Source organism: Pseudarthrobacter oxydans, assembly GCF_034258515.1.
Lineage (GTDB): Bacteria > Actinomycetota > Actinomycetes > Actinomycetales > Micrococcaceae > Arthrobacter.
The window spans coordinates 3,829,377-3,846,499 of the sequence record NZ_CP139438.1 but is presented as its reverse complement, the minus strand read 5'-3'; the positions used below and the strand labels follow the sequence as shown (position 1 = coordinate 3,846,499).

Annotated in this window: 16 protein-coding genes; 9 read left to right on the top strand and 7 right to left on the bottom strand. The window is 66.2% G+C overall.

Annotated features, from left to right (window positions below):
* The first annotated feature begins 77 nt into the window (after positions 1-77).
* Together SMD14_RS17580 and SMD14_RS17575 are read left to right on the top strand one after the other, a co-directional pair.
* Positions 78-1,358: a wax ester/triacylglycerol synthase domain-containing protein gene (locus SMD14_RS17580; protein ID WP_321214486.1), complete on the top strand. Its 1,281-nt coding sequence runs from the start codon at positions 78-80 to the stop codon at positions 1,356-1,358.
* Between the two features lie 91 nt (positions 1,359-1,449).
* Positions 1,450-2,901 (top strand): DUF222 domain-containing protein, encoded by a 1,452-nt coding sequence (locus SMD14_RS17575; RefSeq protein ID WP_321214485.1) that lies wholly within the window; start codon positions 1,450-1,452, stop codon positions 2,899-2,901.
* Positions 2,902-2,955: 54 nt separating this feature from the next.
* Here SMD14_RS17575 and SMD14_RS17570 read toward each other — a convergent pair whose 3' ends face one another.
* Positions 2,956-3,429, bottom strand: a complete 474-nt coding sequence (locus SMD14_RS17570) for a GNAT family N-acetyltransferase (RefSeq protein ID WP_157240867.1) — start codon at positions 3,427-3,429, stop codon at positions 2,956-2,958.
* Positions 3,430-3,465: 36 nt separating this feature from the next.
* Positions 3,466-5,079 (bottom strand): phospholipase D-like domain-containing protein, encoded by a 1,614-nt coding sequence (locus tag SMD14_RS17565; RefSeq protein WP_321214484.1) that lies wholly within the window; start codon positions 5,077-5,079, stop codon positions 3,466-3,468.
* Positions 5,080-5,306: 227 nt separating this feature from the next.
* Here SMD14_RS17565 and SMD14_RS17560 point away from each other — a divergent pair, with 227 nt between their 5' ends.
* Positions 5,307-5,780 (top strand): SRPBCC family protein, encoded by a 474-nt coding sequence (locus tag SMD14_RS17560; RefSeq protein WP_311216710.1) that lies wholly within the window; start codon positions 5,307-5,309, stop codon positions 5,778-5,780.
* A gap of 128 nt (positions 5,781-5,908) precedes the next feature.
* Here SMD14_RS17560 and SMD14_RS17555 read toward each other — a convergent pair whose 3' ends face one another.
* The gene (locus tag SMD14_RS17555; protein ID WP_321214483.1) at positions 5,909-6,895 is read right to left on the bottom strand and encodes an aldo/keto reductase; all 987 of its coding nucleotides are present in this window, start codon (positions 6,893-6,895) and stop codon (positions 5,909-5,911) included.
* Positions 6,896-7,024: 129 nt separating this feature from the next.
* Positions 7,025-7,801, bottom strand: coding sequence for a peptidase (locus tag SMD14_RS17550; RefSeq protein WP_321214482.1), 777 nt, complete (start codon positions 7,799-7,801; stop codon positions 7,025-7,027).
* Between the two features lie 455 nt (positions 7,802-8,256).
* Here SMD14_RS17550 and SMD14_RS17545 point away from each other — a divergent pair, with 455 nt between their 5' ends.
* Entirely contained in the window at positions 8,257-8,628 is a 372-nt protein-coding gene (locus tag SMD14_RS17545) for a VOC family protein (RefSeq protein WP_321214481.1), read from the top strand.
* On the opposite strand, the gene SMD14_RS17540 is transcribed toward SMD14_RS17545, so the two are convergent.
* On the bottom strand, positions 8,625-9,860 hold the full coding sequence (locus SMD14_RS17540) for an NYN domain-containing protein (protein ID WP_321214480.1): 1,236 nt from the start codon (positions 9,858-9,860) through the stop codon (positions 8,625-8,627). The two genes, SMD14_RS17545 and SMD14_RS17540, sit on opposite strands and share 4 nt — an antisense overlap.
* Positions 9,861-9,968: 108 nt before the next feature.
* Positions 9,969-10,289, bottom strand: coding sequence for a hypothetical protein (locus SMD14_RS17535; RefSeq protein ID WP_231754857.1), 321 nt, complete (start codon positions 10,287-10,289; stop codon positions 9,969-9,971).
* 117 nt (positions 10,290-10,406) lie between these two features.
* Between SMD14_RS17535 and SMD14_RS17530 the strand changes: the two genes are divergently transcribed.
* Positions 10,407-11,159, top strand: coding sequence for a GPP34 family phosphoprotein (locus tag SMD14_RS17530; RefSeq protein WP_321214479.1), 753 nt, complete (start codon positions 10,407-10,409; stop codon positions 11,157-11,159).
* Positions 11,160-11,192: 33 nt separating this feature from the next.
* Here the strand turns inward: SMD14_RS17530 and SMD14_RS17525 are convergent, their stop codons facing one another.
* Positions 11,193-12,539, bottom strand: coding sequence for an MBL fold metallo-hydrolase (locus SMD14_RS17525; RefSeq protein WP_321214478.1), 1,347 nt, complete (start codon positions 12,537-12,539; stop codon positions 11,193-11,195).
* 218 nt (positions 12,540-12,757) lie between these two features.
* On the opposite strand from SMD14_RS17525, the gene SMD14_RS17520 reads away from it, so the two are divergent.
* The 4 genes from SMD14_RS17520 to SMD14_RS17505 all read left to right on the top strand — a co-directional run bounded on the left by SMD14_RS17520 (position 12,758) and on the right by SMD14_RS17505 (position 17,105).
* Entirely contained in the window at positions 12,758-13,759 is a 1,002-nt protein-coding gene (locus SMD14_RS17520; RefSeq protein ID WP_321214477.1) for a LacI family DNA-binding transcriptional regulator, read from the top strand.
* Between the two features lie 182 nt (positions 13,760-13,941).
* Positions 13,942-15,276: an extracellular solute-binding protein gene (locus SMD14_RS17515; protein WP_321214476.1), complete on the top strand. Its 1,335-nt coding sequence runs from the start codon at positions 13,942-13,944 to the stop codon at positions 15,274-15,276.
* Between the two features lie 27 nt (positions 15,277-15,303).
* Positions 15,304-16,206 (top strand): carbohydrate ABC transporter permease, encoded by a 903-nt coding sequence (locus SMD14_RS17510; RefSeq protein WP_157240890.1) that lies wholly within the window; start codon positions 15,304-15,306, stop codon positions 16,204-16,206.
* Positions 16,207-16,208: 2 nt separating this feature from the next.
* Positions 16,209-17,105, top strand: a complete 897-nt coding sequence (locus SMD14_RS17505; protein ID WP_321214475.1) for a carbohydrate ABC transporter permease — start codon at positions 16,209-16,211, stop codon at positions 17,103-17,105.
* The last annotated feature ends 18 nt before the right edge of the window (positions 17,106-17,123 follow it).

The following is a 17,123-nucleotide window of genomic DNA, read 5'->3' as shown; positions in this document are numbered from 1 at the left end:
TGTGACGTTAGGGGCTGCAGTGATTTCCTGTCCGCCCACGCGCTGACAAGCCGGTGTTTCGCAGTTACTGTCAAGGCATGCACCCGGCGACGCAAAAGCTGGCCCCTGCTGATGAGGCGAACCTGGTGCTCGACCACGCCGGGCAGGTCAACGTGTTCCTGGCCGCCTGCCTGCTCGGGCCCGGCGGTTTCCTGGCTCCGGACGGCACACCGGACATGGCGCGGCTTAGGGCGACACTCAGCGAGCGGATTGCGGATTTGCCGGCGCTCCGCAAGAGCGTAACCCTAGTGGGCCGCCGACATCACTGGATTGAATCCGTGCCCGACGTCGAGCACCACATCCGCCTCGTGGAGCCCGTCGATGGTCTTGGGGGACTTCAGGACAAATGTGCCGAGCTGACGGGGGAGCCACTGGCATGGGACCGCCCGATGTGGGAGGTCCTGGTGGTACCGGGCGCCTCAGCGACGGGCGTGGGTGTTGTGCTGCGGATCCATCATGCGGTGGCCGACGGGATGACAGCGGCGGTGATCGTGCAGCAGCTCTTTGATCCCGGGGAACCGGGGGAGCAGCCGGCGGGTGAGGCGCATCTGCGCCGGCCTGCAGTGGCGCCGCAGTCCCAGCCCGGGAACAATGTACGCCGCACCCTGCGTCGTGTTACGACCGGCCTGTTTCGTATCCTCAAGACCCTGTGGGGCTCTGGCGTGGGTGGCACGGTGCTGCTCGGTGAGCGCAGTTCGCACCGCGGCGTCGCTTTTCTGCAGACAGATATCGAAGCCCTGGAGACGGCGGTGCGTCCGCGGGGTGCCACGGTAAATGACGCACTCCTCGCCGCGGCCGCGGCCGGCTTCCGGGCGGTCCTGGCGGCTGCCGGCGAGCCGATCGCCGCCCGGTTGCCGGTGTCAGTGCCGGTGGCGCTGCGGCGCCGCGGGGCTGCAGCCAACCAAGTGGGAGTCATGCTTGTGCAGCTGCCGCTCGGCGAGCCCGACCCCGACGTGCGCCTGCGGCTCATCGCCGCCCAGACCCGTGAGGAGAAGGTGCGGGCAAGGGATCAAGGCACCTTGGAGTTTATGCGCGGGCCCATTGGTGCGCGCATCCTGGACCGCTTCTCCCGGACGCAGCGTGTTGTTGCCGGGTTCGTCAGCAACGTGCCGGGTCCGAAAGGAACTTACCGCCTCGCCGGAGCCCCGGTTATCGCCCTCTGGCCCCTTGGGATTCTTCCGGGAAACGTACGGCTCGGTGTCGCGGCTGTCTCGTACGGCGGCAATCTGTGTTGTGGTGTCCACTTCGACGCGTTGAACGTGCCGGGCGACGTCTTTGCGTCTGCGATGGGCGAGGAGATGGCGCGCCTGGGCGGGTAAGCGCAGGGCTGGGACGCAGCCTAAAGTGGGCGGTCGACGGCGGGAGGTCACCGCCGTCGTCGTTGTCAGACCCTCCTGCCATGCTGTGGTTATGGAAGCCGGTGTGGTTGTCGATGCGGAAGTCAGGGCCCAGCTGGTGGCTGCCGTTGGCTCGGTGGCCGGGCTGGTTGATGAGCTTGCGGGTGTTGTGGCCAGCCCGTCGGCCGCCGCGGATGGGCCCTACCGGCTTCCCGATGCTGATGCTGATCCGCTGCAGGAGCTTTCCGAGGCCTGCCTGGACGGGTTAGGGGTGCTGGCGCGGGTTGAGGCCGCGACGGCGGCGTTGAAAGTCCAGCTGGTGGCTGCCTACACGGAGGCTACAGCGGTGCTGGAGGGCCCGCCGGCCAGCGCCTATGAAGCGTCGGCGCGGGAGGTGAGCCGAGTGGCAGAAGTCGCCTGCGTGCTGACGATCGGTGAACGGGCCGCGTCCGCCCTGCTGGGGGAGGCCCACGCGCTAACCACGTCGTTGCCGGCGGCACTCGATGCGCTGCAAACCGGCACCATCGGCTGGCAGCACGCCCGCATCGTGGTCGACGAAACAACCGGCCTCAGCCCCGCAGCCGCCTCTGCCCTGGAGGCGCACTTCTTCGACCCGGACGCGCCCCGACCGGCCCGCGGTGCCGCACCCGGAGAGCTGGCGCCTGCCCGGTTCCGGCGTAAGGTCCGGGCGTGGCGGGAACGCCACCACCCCGAGTCGCTTGAGGCACGCCACGCAAAGAGCGTGGGGGACCGGCGGATGGAGTTCAGCCCGGACCGGGACGGCATGGCCTGGTTGTCGTTGTACCTTCCCGGAGATACGGCCTTGGCTATCTGGAACAAGTCGACGGCACTGGCCCGCGGCCTTCAAAGCCCGGGCGAACCGCGCAACCTGAGCCAGTTGCGCGCGGACATCGCCGCTGGGCTGCTGCTGGGCAGTGCGAACCAGGACGTCGGAGACGTGCCTTCCCCTAAGGCTGATGTACTGGTTACCGTTCCGGTCTTCTCCCTCCTGGGCCTTACGGACGAACCCGCCGAGGTCGATGGGCTGGGGCCGGTCCCGCCGTCGATTGCACGCAGGCTCGTTGCCGACGGTGCCAACTCGTTCTACCGCGTCCTGGTCGACCCGAGGGATGGAGCGCCGCTGGAAATCGGGCGCACCAGCTACCGGCTCCCGGAAGCGTTGAAGCGGTGGCTCAAGATGAGGGACGGCACGTGCACCTTCCCGGGCTGCAGCAACAACAGCCTGGACAATGAGGCGGACCATCTCACCGCCTGGCAGCGCGGCGGCACCACCGGAATCAGCAACCTTGGGCAGGCATGCCCGAAGCACCACCGGCTCAAACACGGGTCGGGTTGGACACCGATGCAGGCAGGAAAGGATCGGCCGCCCGGCTGGATTTCGCCGACCGGCCGATGCTATCCCGCCGAGCACCCGGACCGGGAACCACCACTCTGGCCGCCGGGCTGCCTGCCAGCAACCGATAGCCCACTGGAACAGGCCATACTGGCGCGCCTCGCCGCCTGACGCCTCGCCGCCTGACGCCCCGGGCTGTGTTTCCGGTGTCCGCTGGAGCGGGTCCTAGAGTCGGAGCTCCATGAAGACGCTGTTGGGGTCCAGGACGTAGCCGGCGAAAGGCGGGCACTCGGAAAAGCCGTTCCGGGCATACAGGCGCCGGGCGGGGGCGAAGTAGTCCTCGGTACCGGTCTCAAGGTAGAGGCGCTCGAGGTTCCGGGTGCGGGCGTCGTCGAGGATATGGCGGAGCATCAAGGTGGCTACGCCCCGTCCCCGAGCGCCTGCCGCAGTGCGCATGGACTTGATCTCGCCGTGCCTGGGCGGGCCGGCAGGGGCCGCCAGGAGCTTGAGTGCGCCGCACCCCAGCAGGTCGCCGTCCTCACGGGCGGTCCAGAACGTGATTGACGGCGCCGAGAGGGCGGAATGGTCCAGGGCATGGACGCTTTCGGCCGGCGAGGTGGCGAACATGTCCGCCAGGTGTTCGCTGAGGAGTTGATGGACGTCGCCGCGGGCGGGGTCGTCCCGGTCAATGGAAATCATCGGCTCAAATGTACCGGCTGGCGCGGTGGATCCTGCCTAGAACTTGGTTGTGCCGCGGATTTTGCGGGGGCGGCCGTCCGGGTCCACCAGAAGGCGGTAGACAGGATCCGCCCAGAGCCGCTGAAGGCGCGGCACGGGTTCTGTGGTGTGGTGCCGTGCATGTCCCCTGGGACGGGGCCCGAGGCGGCCGGTTTCGTGCCAATGGTCCAGAGCGTCCGCGGTTGCCTTCCACAGGGCGAGGCCGCCCTCCGGAGCGAGCAGCCGGGGGTCATCCTGGTCCAGGCCCAGGTGTTCGGCCCAGAGCTGGAGCCGGAGCCCCTGGGCCAAAGGCCGGGACGCCCCGGAACCAGTATCTGCACTGGGCGCCTCCCCCTGGCCAGCGGAGGTGTCGATGACCGCGCAGGTGAGCTCGCTGTCCGTGGTCCAGGACCGGCGGTTGAAGTTGTCCGATCCGCACGTGAACCAGGTGTCGTCGATGATGCAGACCTTGGCATGGACATAGATCGGCGTCCCGGCCCTGTTCTCCAGGTTGAATACGCCGAATCTGTCGGGGGCAACGCGGCGCATCTTTTCAATGGCGCGCAGCTGGCCGAGCCGCTTGGGCGGCCCTCCCAGCGGGCCGTCGGAGTCCGGGTAGCGGGGCACCACGGCGATCACGTTCAACCCAGGGTTCTCTTCGAGGGCAGCCGCGATTCCGGCCGCCACCTCGGCAGACCACAGGTACTGGTCCTCGATGTAGATCAAGGAGCGGGCCAGGCCGAAGGCTTTTGTGTAGGCCCGGGCAACGCTCCGCTCACCATCGGGTGCGAACGGGAACGGAGGATGCTTCACGCCGTAGGTGCGCAGCAGCTGCACTGCGTGCGGGCCCGCAGGCGGCGGTGGCGGCGCAGTTTCCGGCAGGGGCTCGGGGTGCCGGGGCATATCGGCCATGCGCTGCAGCAGCATCCGGTAAGGAGTGCGCCGGTCCAGGGGATGGGGGTCATCCCACCGTTCCGCGAACAGTTTCAGCACATCTGCCACAACCGGGCCGCGCAGTTCCAGGGCGGCATCGTGCCAGGGAGGCTGTTTCCCGTACCGGGGATCCATCTCCACCGCCTGCGGGTCTCCCATGTGATCGGCGTCGTCCCGGCGGCTGTGGGAGAGGTCGATCCCGCCGACGAATGCGACGTCCCGGGAAGGGTCATTACGGTTGCGGATGACGAACAGTTTCTGGTGATGGCAGCCGAAGAGGCGTACCCGCTGGTCCAGCAGAACCTCGCCGCCGGCGTCGTTGATCTGGCGGCTGAGGTGCTCGTTGGACAGGTTGCTCATGGGTGCAGACACGCGCTCTCCGTGCGATCTCCACACCAGGCCGCGCACTTCCACCCCGTCCCGGGCCAGCCGCGCCAGCAACTCCCCGATGGCCGGCCCGTCCGCCGTAAGCTTTTCGTCGCCGTCGCCTCGCCAGTCGGTGAACCACACGCGGTCTCCCGCTTGCAGGGCGGACAGCTCCTCGTGGAGCCGGGCGAAATAGGTGGCACCGTGAACCAGGGGCCGCACCAGGTTGCCCTCCGACCAGGACGGCGATCCCGCATTGCCCGCATGCACGTCGGCGGCCGCGTTGCCCCACTCGGCGGCACTCAAGAACCAGTAACCAGCACTACTGTCCACTCGTCGTTCCCTTCGGGACCCGGGGCCCGTCATTAGGCGTCCGGCCTACCAGTAGCCTACGACTGGGGCGGCCAATGTCATCCGATGGTGCCGTCATTCTGGCAATTCCAAGGGTCTGGACACCGGTGCCCGCCGGACTTATCGTGCAAAAGTGGCGGCCGCCTGACTGGCAGGATGGCAAACTCTGCCGGTCCGCTGTTGCGGCCGTCCCTCATGAGGAGGAAGCAATGGAACACGTTGAAGAGACCGTTGAAGTAGCAGTGCCGCTGCGGACCGCGTACAACCAGTGGACCCAGTTCGAATCCTTTCCGCAGTTCATGTCCGGTGTCGAATCCGTGACCCAACTGACTGACACCACCAACCATTGGGTTACCAAGGTGGGCGGTGTGCAGCGGGAATTCGATACTGAAATAGTCGACCAGGAGCCTGACGACCGGATCGCCTGGCGCAGCACCGACGGCAAGTCCCATGCCGGCATCATCAGGTTTACGCCCCTGGATGCCAACCACACGAAGGTTAGGGTCCATTTCGAATGGGCACCGGAAACCCTCACTGAAAAAGCAGGTGCGGCACTGAAGATGGACCAGATGCAGGTGAAATCTGACATGCGCAAGTTCAAGGACTTCATCGAATCGCGCGGTACCGAAACCGGCGGCTGGCGCGGGGAAGTCGGGGACACCGGCCCCACCGGGCAGCTCTAGAAGTGCCGGGCGGGGCCGGCTGAGGAAGCGGCGCCTCCCAAACGGAAAGCGGACGACGGCGGGACCTCCCGCCGTCGTCCGCTCTTTTCAGGCGTTGGCACGTAAAAGTTCGGCTGTTCAGGTGGCGCTCAGCGCCCGACGTAGCGCATGTGCGTATCGTTGTAGCGGTTGCCCTGCACGCCAATCCGGCTGGCGACGGCGTTCAGGTCCGCCACATCATCGGCGGACAGCGCAACGGCTGTCGCGCCGGTGTTCTCCTCGAGGCGCTCCCGGCGGCGTGTGCCGGGGATGGGCACGATCCAGGGATGCTGTGCCAGCAGCCATGCCAGCGCGATCTGTCCGGGGGTGGCGTTCTTGGCGGCAGCGAGTTCCGCGACATGCTTCACCAGCGCCTGGTTGGCGGCGCGGTTCTCCGGGGTGAAACGGGGGATGGTGCCGCGGACGTCGCCTTCCGCGAACTGCGTGGACGTATCCACAGTCCCGGTGAGGAAGCCCTTGCCGAGCGGGCTGAAGGGCACGAACCCGATCCCAAGTTCGGCCAGGGCGGGCAGCACTTCCGGCTCCGGATCCCGGGTCCACAGCGAGTACTCGCTCTGGACGGCCGTCACCGGAAAGACGGCGTGGGCGGCGCGGATGGTCGCGGCCGAGGCCTCGGAGAGCCCGAAGTGGCGGACCTTGCCGGCCTGGACGAGCTCGCCCACGGCGCCGGCCACCTCTTCAATGGGCACATTGGGGTCCACGCGGTGCTGGTAGAACAGGTCAAGCGTGTCCAAGCGCAGCCGGCGCAGCGACTCGTCCGCGACGCGTTTGATCTGCTCGGGTGAGCTGTCCAGCCCCACGGATTTGCCGCCCTCGATCCGCCACCCGAACTTCGTTGCGATCACTACTTCGTCCCGCACCGGCGCGAGTGCTTCCCCGACGATTTCCTCGTTGACGTAGGGGCCGTACACCTCGGCGGTGTCAAAGAAGGTGACTCCCAGGCCGACCGCGTCACGGATCACCCCGATCATCGCCTGGCGGTCCCCGGGGTTGGGGCCGTAGCCCTGCGACATGCCCATGCAGCCGAGGCCGATCGCCGAAACCTGCAGTCCCTGTCCGAGTGTTCGTGTATGCATGATGACTCCTTTGCCCCTGGCAGTCCGTGCCGGCACGCTCGTGCGCGGCCTTCCTCCAGTCAACGGCTTATCGGGCGCGTTAGGGAGTGTCTGCTGAAACAGGTAACGGCAGGGCCCCCTTAGCTGGCTTCAGATCCGCGGGACGCACTTCCCCCTGCCCAGCAGCGCAAGGCCGGCACGGTCCCCTTCCCCGAAGTCCAGTCGCCCGCTGTTCTCCGCATACATCAGCTGGGTGGGGTCGTTCACGTGGTCCAGCCCCACCACATGCGCCAGTTCGTGCATGATGACCGCCCTGACCAAAGCGGGCCCGTCGGGGAAAGCCAGCGTTTCAGCCAGTGCCGGTGCGTCAAGCTGGACCTGGCCGGTGACGTACACGTACGGCTCGCCTGTTACCTGGAGCGAGGAGCTTCCACCGGTTCCCGCAACCCTTCCGGCAAGGTCCGGTGCCTCCTCCGGTGTGGACCACGCAATCAGGATGGGCGCCCACTTCTTGCCGTAACGGTCAGGCTGGTACGCCGCCCGGTCCGTCGACGGGGCCTCCGTGGTAGGTCCGTCATACACAAACTGCAGGCCCGTGGCCGCGGACACGGCAGCGACGGAATGCTGGATGAGCTGGTCCGTGCCCGGGGGCGCAAGGTCCGGCCGCACCACGTAGTGGATCGGACGGCACGGGTCGTAGGCAACAAACTGCTGGTCCGGGTCGGGTGGCTCCTGGAGAACGTACGCGGTGGATCCTGTTGTGGCGGCCGGAACGCCGAGGGGAGACGAGGCCGCCTCAAACCCCGGGGGAGGGACATCGGCGCCGGGCAGGTGGGGCAGGGCTGCTGGCAGGACGAACCGGTCGAACAGAGTGGGCGTGAAGTAGAGCCCCGCAACGAGCGCCAGGCCCAGGACGGTGGCTGACACCGATTTCCACCTCAGGGTGCGCCCGGGCCTTGTCCCGCGGTAGCGCCGCCTCTTTGATGCAACCGGGGTGGGAGCGGCGCGCCAAGGTTCAGGGTCCTGCAGCTTCCCGAGCGCCTCATCTATGGCCCACTGCGGTATGCGCCCGCTCGGCGAACGGCGGACGCCCGGGATATTCAGCCCGTTGCCAGGCACGTCCGAAGAATCCCTTTTGCCAAAACCTGATACCACCGGCGCCCCCTGTGCCCCCAACCCATCCTCCAGGATGGTCCGCTCAGCATAATAGCTGCCGGAGGCAGTGGCCGTGACGGCGGGCGCCTACGTGCTGGGGTTCCAATGCGGCTGGATGGATCTCCCCATGTTGGAAGCGGCGTTCTGCTTGTAGTCTGTTCCTGCTGCGCCGGACAGCAGCCGGCAGCACTCGGTAGTTCCGTCCCTTATGGAGAGTGGAGTAGGACATGCAGCTCGGCGCTTTTTCGGTCAGCCTGGCGGTCAAGGACATCGCGGCCTCCGCTGCCTTCTACGAGAAACTCGGCTTCAGCAGGTTCGGCGGCGACATCACGCAGAACTGGCTGATCCTGAAAAATGGTGACACGGTCATCGGCCTCTTCCAGGGCATGTTCGAGAAGAACATGCTCACGTTCAACCCGGGCTGGAACCAGGACGCCGAGGCGGTGGACCCGTTCACCGACGTGCGTGATATCCAACGGCAACTGAAGGCCAAGGGCCTGGAGTTCGTCTCCGAAGCGGACGAGGGAACCAAGGGCCCGGCGAGCTTTATGGTGCTGGATCCGGACGGCAACCCGGTGCTTTTCGACCAGCACGTCTAGGCATCCAGCAGCCCGCCGCTGGCCCACCGGCGCACCGCCAGCTTTTCAGCGGCATCGAACTCCAGCAGCGCCACCCGGCAGAGTTCTTCCACATTCGCCGTCCACGCTGCTGCCAGTTCCGCGGCCGTCGCCTGGTCGCTGAGCTGGAAGTTGGCGTACGCGAGGCCCTGCAGGACGAAACTGACCGCGTTGCGTGAGACCGGCTGGCCGGCACTAACGCAGTCGTCCCGCACCTGGCGGCTCAGCTCGGTGCGGTTGACCGGATGTTCATGAAGCCGGGCCGCCAAGGACTGGAAAATCTGCCGGAACTGGGACGCTGAAAGAGCCGGCACATCCGTCACGCGGGTGACCTGCTCTTCGACGCCCGGCTGCTGCTCCGCCGGCACGGGAAGATCCTCGACCGAGAACCGTTTCCCGTCCCAGACCCAGCCGCCCTGGGCTGCCGAATACTCCACGTCCTTGCCGATCTGCGAGACCCAGGTCCCGAACTTTCCGAAGCCGCCCCAGTCCGTCTTCAGGGAAGGGTCTGCCGTGAGCGCCCGGTGGGCCACCATCGCGCCGACAACCGGTCCCGGCGCGGAGCGCACGAACTCCAGGACCTCACGGATTGCCGGCGAGCTTACTTTCGTCTTGGCCTTGGCTGCGGGAGGAACCTGCGGTTGCTTCACAGACGTCATCGCATGAATGGGCTCAACCGTCGTTCCGTTGAGGATCGCAACGAAATCGTGGGACTCCACAACGTGGTCCGCCATCTCCCGGTAAGCGAACGCCACCGCGCCGGCAGCGATGACCGTCGTCATCCGGTCAGCCGCACGGAACCGCTGGATCAGGGACGTGAAGTCGGCGTCGGCCGAGGCGATGAAGAACTCTTCGATCCCGCCGCTTCCGGAGAGCGCGTCCATGGCATCGAGCACCAGGTTGATGTCCGTGCTGCTCTTCCCCCGCTGCGTGAGCGACGGGCAGTCGATCACGCGGAAACCGGCCCGGGTCCAATATGTCCGGTACTTCGAGTACACCATCGGGTTCAGGTAGCAGTTGCGGATCAGGAAGCGGCGGGGCCCCTCCCCGGAACCGCCGGCTGACAATGCGTCAGCCCAATGCTTCGGGTCTTCGGCGAACCGCTTCGCCGCCAGCGGATCGAGTGCCTGCAGGCCGGTAAAGACGTTGTCGAAATCCACAAACATCGCTGCCCGGATGCCAGGCCTGCGGGAGGGGGAGAGTGCCTCGTTCATGGGGCCAGTGTGCCAGCAACGCCGCCCACCGGCGACCCCTCCGGATGCGACACGCAAGCGGACGACGGCGGGACGTCCCGCCGTCGTCCGTTTCCTTCTGCCCGTGGTTCAGGTGGAGAGGTTCCAGTGGACCCGGATGGCCTCGGCAATGGGACCGTCCTTGACGTCGACCCGGAAGGCAACGGGCGCAGTCCCTGTTTCTTCGATGACTGCGTCACGGTAGACGCGGCCGCAGGAGGGACAGAGCGTGTAGAGGTCCTCATCGGCGGGCCATTCCGCCAATTCCGGCGGGACAGGGGGTTCTCCTGAATGCACGGGGACGCCGCGTGAGTTGGCCTGTATCAATCCGTCCTTGCTGACGGTGTTGCCGCACACGCAGGTGATTGTGGTGACATCATGGTCAACCACTTCGGCAGTTTCGGTGTCCACGGCGACCTCCCCGGCGCTGGAAGAGACGTTACGGTATCAGCTTATGCCTGCCGATCCGCCGGGAAACTAGGTACTTCGGCCGTAGTAGCCGCTGCCAGGCAGGCGCACCATGGTGCTATGGACGCTGAAACACCGAAAGCGATGGAACTGAGCCTTCCCCAGGCGTTCCTGCTGCTGGCCACAAATGACACCACCGGAAAACCCGAAATTCCGGTCTTCGCACTGCGGACCACGCTGGCAGGTGCTGTGCTGGCCGAGCTGGACCTGCTCGGTGCTATCGAGCTGCAGGGCAAGCACGTCAGGGTTGCCGGCACTGCTCCGGACACCCATCTGCAGCACGAGCTGGAGCTCCTCCGCGGCAAGTCACGGCCGCACACTCCACGATGGTGGGTCTCGGCGCTTGAGAGCCGCGCCGAAGTGCAGCGCGTCTACGAGGGGATGGCCTCCCTGGGCATCGTGGAACACGTCGGCGAAAGGCACCTGGGCCTTTTCCGCGCCGTGCGCTACCCGGAAAAGGACCATGCTCCGGAGGCCGCACTCCTGAAAAAGATCGAAGCGGCACTCAGCGGTGCACCGTCCAACCTCGAGCCACCGGACACAGGGGCCGCCGACGCAACGGCCACCGATGCCGGCACCGCGGGGGCCCAGGTACAGGATTCCGCGTCCGCCAAGACCGGTACCAAGGCCCCCGAACCCAGGACCATAGCGCTGATCGCCCTGCTCCAGGCGGGCGGGCTGCTCGGCAAGCTCATCCCGGAAGCGGACAGGGTCCGGGCCAGTGAGCTGGCCAAGGACTACTGGCCGTCCCGCGCCGTGGAGGACGAACTCCGCATGATCAGGCTGGCGGAGGAAGAGGCCGCGAACCTCTGACACGGCAGGCACCGTTTCACGCCGGCGGAGCCCTCATGCCAGGGCGAGGCCGGCCTTCCTCGCGTCACGGAATTTGGCATCGATGTGCACCACGTCGCGGCCTGCGCGCTGCAGCAGGCTTGCCGCCACCGCAGAGCGGTACCCGGACCCGCAGTGCACCCACAGCCGCCCGGCGGGCACCTCGTCCATGCGGCGCAGCAGCTCGTGGACCGGGATGTTTGTTGCCTCGCGGATGTGCGACTCTTCGAACTCGTCGGTGCGGCGGACGTCCAGGAGGGGCTCGTCGGTGGGCCTCTGCAGCACTTCCTGCCAGCCAACGCTGCGGTAGGAGGAGGTGGGTGCCCCGGGCGCGAGTTCCCCGGGTCCGCTGCCGATTGCGGCGTCCGGGTTGTCGATCCCGATGCGGGAAAGGTCCCGGATGGCGTTCTCCACGTCCCGGTGCTCACCCACCAGGGTCAGTTGTTCGTCCCAGGGCAGGACCCAGCCCAGGAAGGCGGTGAACTTGGTGCCGTCGCCGTATTCGAAGCTGACGCTGCCGCTGAGGTGGCTGTTGGCAAAGGCAATGCGGTTCCGCAGGTCCACCACCCACTCTCCCCGCTGGAGGCGGGCCGCCAGCTCATCCTGGTCCAGGGAGTCGGGCAGTTCCAGGTCCGGCGCCGTGGGTCCTGCCAGGTTGATCGGGGCCATATGGGCGTAATAGGACGGATAAGCCGTGAGGTTGTGGATGAGCTCCTGGACGAAGTGGTCCTCGTCCGGATCCGTCAGGGCATGGTTTTCCTTCAGCTGCTCGCCGATGGTGGAGGACTCCGCCCCGCTGGCCGGGCCTGAGGAACAGAAGGAGCCGAAGCCATGGGTGGGGTAGAGCCCGGCGTCCTTGCCCGCCTCGTCCACCAGGCGCCGCACCGAGGCGTATTGGTGGTGGGTGAGCGGCACGGTGTCTTCGTCGCTGACCAGGTCGGTGCGGCCCACGGAGCCGTAGAGCAGGCTCCCTCCGGAGAAAACGGCCTGGCGCTCGCCGTCCGTGACGATGTAGGAGAGATGGTGGTGGGTGTGCCCTGGCGTGGCCACCGCCTTGAGGACCATCCTTCCCACCTGCACCGTGTCTCCGTCCGAGATCGGCTGGCGGCGGTACGGGACGTCGTCCGCGGCGTTGACCAGGTAGGCGGCATTGTGGTCCTTGGCGAGTTGCAGGCCGCCCGTGACGTAGTCGTTGTGGATGTGCGTTTCCGCAACGTGCGTGATCCTCACCCCGGCGTCCGCGACGGCCTTGTCCACCCGGTCGGTGTCCCGCTGGGGATCGATGACGATGCCCACCGCGCCGTCGTGGACCAGGTAGGTGCGGTCGCCAAGCTGGGGCGTTTCGATAGTGACGACTTCCATGCCGGGTTCCTCCTTGAACGGGTATCAGCCTGATCGCCACGTTACCCCCGGCAATGCCGGGCTGGTAGCCCCGCCTGCACCCCTCACGCAGGAGGCGGACGACGGCGGGAGGTTCCGCCGTCGTCCGTCCCGACTGGCGGTAAAATCGTCAGCAGGCCCGCCGTCGGAAGGCGGCCACTCGCTGCCGGCTCTTGCCCGGAAAGTTTGGAAGGGGAGCATTGCGCGCAACGGTCAAGGATGTCGCCCGCCGTGCCGGGGTCTCACCCAAGACTGTCTCGAACGTGATGAACGGCATCGTTCCGGTGAGCGGGGCCACCCGGTCCAAGGTGGAGCAGGCCATCCTCGAACTGGATTACGTCCCCAACCTCTCCGCCCGCGGGCTGCGTAACGGGAGGTCCGGCGTGATTGCGCTGGCCCTGCCTGACCTGGGCACGCCGTACTCGGCAGAAATTGCCCACAATATTGTCGAAGTGGCACACGAGCAGGGCTGGATCGTGCAGATCGAGGAGACCGGCTCGGATCCCCAGCGCGAACACGAACTCATGGTGCGCGCCCGCTCCAACCTGATCGACGGGCTCATCCTTAATCCCGTAGTGCTGGACGAGAGTGCCGTGCAGGTGGGCGTTGCCCTGCCGCCGGTGGTCCTGCTCGGTGAGGTCAAGCAAAAGCTCGCCGACCGTGTGCACGTGGACAGCGTCGGCGCCGCGCGGGACATGACCCTCGCCCTGGCCGCGTCCGGGCGACGCCGGATCGCCATCCTGGGAACCACCGAGGGCAGGGGATCCGCCGCGGCGATCCAGAGGACGCAAGGTTATGAAGAGGCCCTGGGGATCCTGGGCATTGACCGGGACGAGTCGCTGCTGATCCCCTGCGAAAAATGGACGCCGCAGACCGCCGCCGATGCGCTTACGGCCTACCTGGACACGCATCCTGTTCCGGAAGCGTTGTTCTGCTTCACCGATTCCATGGCAATCGGCGCCCTGAGCGTGCTCTGGAAGAGGGGCCTGCGGATACCGGACGACATTGCCGTGGCGGGCTTCGATGACATTGCCGACGGCCGCTACGCCGTGCCTTCCTTGACCACTGTCTCCTTCGACAAGCGCGGCATTGCCAGCGAAGCCCTACGCCTCCTGACGGAGCGGATGGCGGACCGCGGCCAGGAACAGCGCGTGGTCTCCATCGACTACACGATCGTGGAGCGGGACAGCAGCCGCGGCTGAAACGAGAGCATTCCACCAAGTTGTTGGCGCTAACAGTTTTTCCTTGCGGCAGCCATTACATCGATGTAACGTGAGACCTGCGTCACTTCCCCCAAGGCATCTGCCGGGGACGGAGCGCGCCGGAACCGGAACTTTAGGCAACAGTAGGAACCTTTCAGCGGACCCATCCAAAGGAGTGATTGGTGAAGCAGTTTGAATTTTTGCCCGGGAAACAGTTGTCCCGCCGGCAGTTACTGACAGGAACGGCCGCCCTGGGCAGCGTCCTGGCAACAGGCGCACTGACGGGCTGCGGCGGAAACGCCCAGGCTGCCGGCGTGCGGGACATCGGGTTCTGGCATTTGCTGTCCGGGGGCGACGGCATCAAGATGCAGGCGATGATCAACGGCGCCAACCAGGCCAACCCTGCGTTCAAGGTGCATCCCACCGTGCTGGCGTGGGGGCCGCCGTACTACACCAAACTGGCCATGGCCTCTGCGGGCGGACGTCCGCCGGAGCTGGCGATCATGCATGCCAGCCGGGTGCCGGGCTACGCCCCCGGCGGCCTGATCGACCCCTGGGACCTCTCCCTGCTGGCAGAGCACGGCGTCACGGGCGACAACTTCGCCCCGCGCATTTGGGAGAAGAGCCAGCAGAACGGCAAGGTGTTCTCCATCGCCCTGGATTCGCATCCGTTCGTCATGTTCTACAACACGGACGTCGCCGGGAAGGCCGGAGTCCTGGCCGGAAACGGACAACTGCAGGAAGTGGCCTCCCCGCAGGAGTTCCTGGCCATGGCCAGGGAGATGCAGAAGGTCACCCAGGCCCACGGATTGTCCTTTGGCTACCTTGGCAGCGGATCCCAGATGTGGCGGCTTTTCTACACGCTCTACAAACAGCACGGCGCGGACATGACCCTGACGCCGGGCCAGCCGATGAAGGTCGACCGTGACGCAGCCATTGAGTCGCTGGACTTCATGGCATCGCTTTTCGACGACACCATCGCGGCCAAGAGCGGCGACATCAGCACGGGCATCGCGGAATTCGCCCGCGGCGGCTCGGGAATGCTGTTCAGCGGCGTCTGGGAGCTGCCGACGCTCAAGAAGGCGGGCCTGCCGGTGGACGCGGCCACCATTCCCACGCTCTACGGCACCCCGGCTGCCTACGCAGACTCGCATTCCTTCGTCCTTCCGCGGCAGCTGAACGTGGACGACACGAAGCGCCGCGACGTCTACAAGTTCGTCAGCGACGTCCTCAAGGGATCACTGTCCTGGGCAGAAGCGGGCCACATTCCCGCGTACCAGCCGGTGGTCCAGTCCCAGGCCTACAAGGACCTCACGCCGCAGGCGCACTACGCCAATGCGGCCGACGTCATCGCCTACGACCCCGAAGCCTGGTTCAGCGGCTCGGGATCTGACTGGCAGACCTACTTCGCGGAGAACGTCCAGAACGTCCTCCTTGGCCGCGACAAAGCGGCCGCAGGCTGGGACGCCTTCGAAGAGCGCACCAACCACCTGCTTTCCCGGCCCAACCCCGTCTAAACCCACCGAGCGACAAAGGAGTCCTTCATGAGTTCTTCACTAGCAGCACGGCGGAGCCCCGGGAGCCTCACCAGGAGCAACCTCAGCGGCTGGGGGTTCGCCGCGCCCTTCCTGGTTTTCTTCCTCGTTTTCCTTGTGTGGCCCCTTCTCTACGGCGTCTACATGAGCCTCACCGGCAAGTCCCTGACCGGAGCCAATGACAGCCTGATCGGCTTTGCGAACTACGCCGAAGCCTTGTCCGACGCCGGCATGTGGCGCTCACTCGGCAACACCCTGTACTTCACCGTGATCAGCACGGTCCCGCTGGTGCTGGTGGCCCTGGTGATGGCGGCACTGCTCAACGTCGGTTTGCCGGCCCAATGGCTGTGGCGGCTCTCCTACTTTGCCCCGTACCTGCTCGCGTCCACCGTGGTTTCACTGTTCTTCACGTGGATGTACAACCCGCAGCTTGGCCTCATCAACGATTCCCTGTCCAAGATCGGAATCCCCAAGGTCGCCTGGCTCAACGACCCCAACGTGGCCATGTGGGCGATCGTCATTGCCACCCTCTGGTGGACGGTGGGGTTCAACTTCCTGCTCTACCTGGCGGCGATGCAGAACATCCCGCACCAGCATTATGAGGCAGCATCCCTCGACGGTGCCGGGGCCTGGCGCCAGTTCTTCTCCATCACCCTGCCGCAGCTGACCCCCACCACCGTGATGATCGTGCTCCTCCAGATCCTCGCCTCGCTCAAGATCTTCGACCAGGTGTACCAGATGACCGCCGGAGGGCCCGGAGGATCAACCCGGCCCGTGGTGCAGTACATCTTTGAAACCGGGTTCACCGGCTACCGGCTGGGCTATTCCGCAGCCATCTCCTACATCTTCTTCGGACTGATAGTGCTCGTCTCGGTCATGCAGTTCGTCATCACCCGCCGCAGGAGTGCATAACCATGGCAATTCAGACCCTCGACCGCCCCGAGTCAGGCACGCGTACCAGCCAGGACCTCCGCCAGCCACGCAAGAAGATGACGGCAGGCAAGATGGCCGCCGTCGCGGTCGCGGCGCTGATCGCAGTCCTCTGGCTGGTCCCCTTCGCCTGGGCAACCGCCACCGCCTTCAAGACCGAGACGGATGCCGCGGCTCCGAAGATCAGCTGGGTCCCGCCGTCGGGCTTTACGCCCGAAGCGTTCGTGAAAGTGTTCCAGGACGGCAACATCCCGCTGTGGACATGGAACTCCCTGTACACCTCGGCGGCCATCACGGCCATCACCCTGGTGATCTCTGCGCTCGTGGCCTACGCGCTGTCCCGGATCGACTTCAAGGGCAAGAAGGTGCTGATGACGGTGATCATCGCCTCCATCATCGTCCCGCCGCCGGTCCTGATCATCCCGCTCTTCTACCAGATGCTCGCCCTGCACATGATCGACACCTCCTGGGCCATCATCCTGCCGCAGGTCATCCACCCGGCGATGGTGTTCGTGCTCAAGAAGTTCTTCGACCAGATTCCCCGCGAACTTGAAGAAGCGGCAGTGATGGACGGCGCCAGCCGCATGCGGATCTTCACCCAAATCGTCCTGCCGCTGTCCCGGCCCATCCTGGCCGCCGTCGCCATCTTCGTGTTCATCGGCGCCTGGAACAACTTCCTGTGGCCCTTCATCGCCACCAACGACGGCGCACTCCTCACCCTGCCGGTGGGGCTGCAGACCATCAAGAGCGCCTACGGCATCCAGTACGCGCAGAACATGGCGTCCGCCCTGCTCGCTGCGCTGCCGCTCATCCTCGTCTTCCTCTTCTTCCAGCGCCAGATCATCAAGGGCGTCGCGACGACCGGCCTCGCCGGAACCTGAACCGCCACCTTCCGCCTG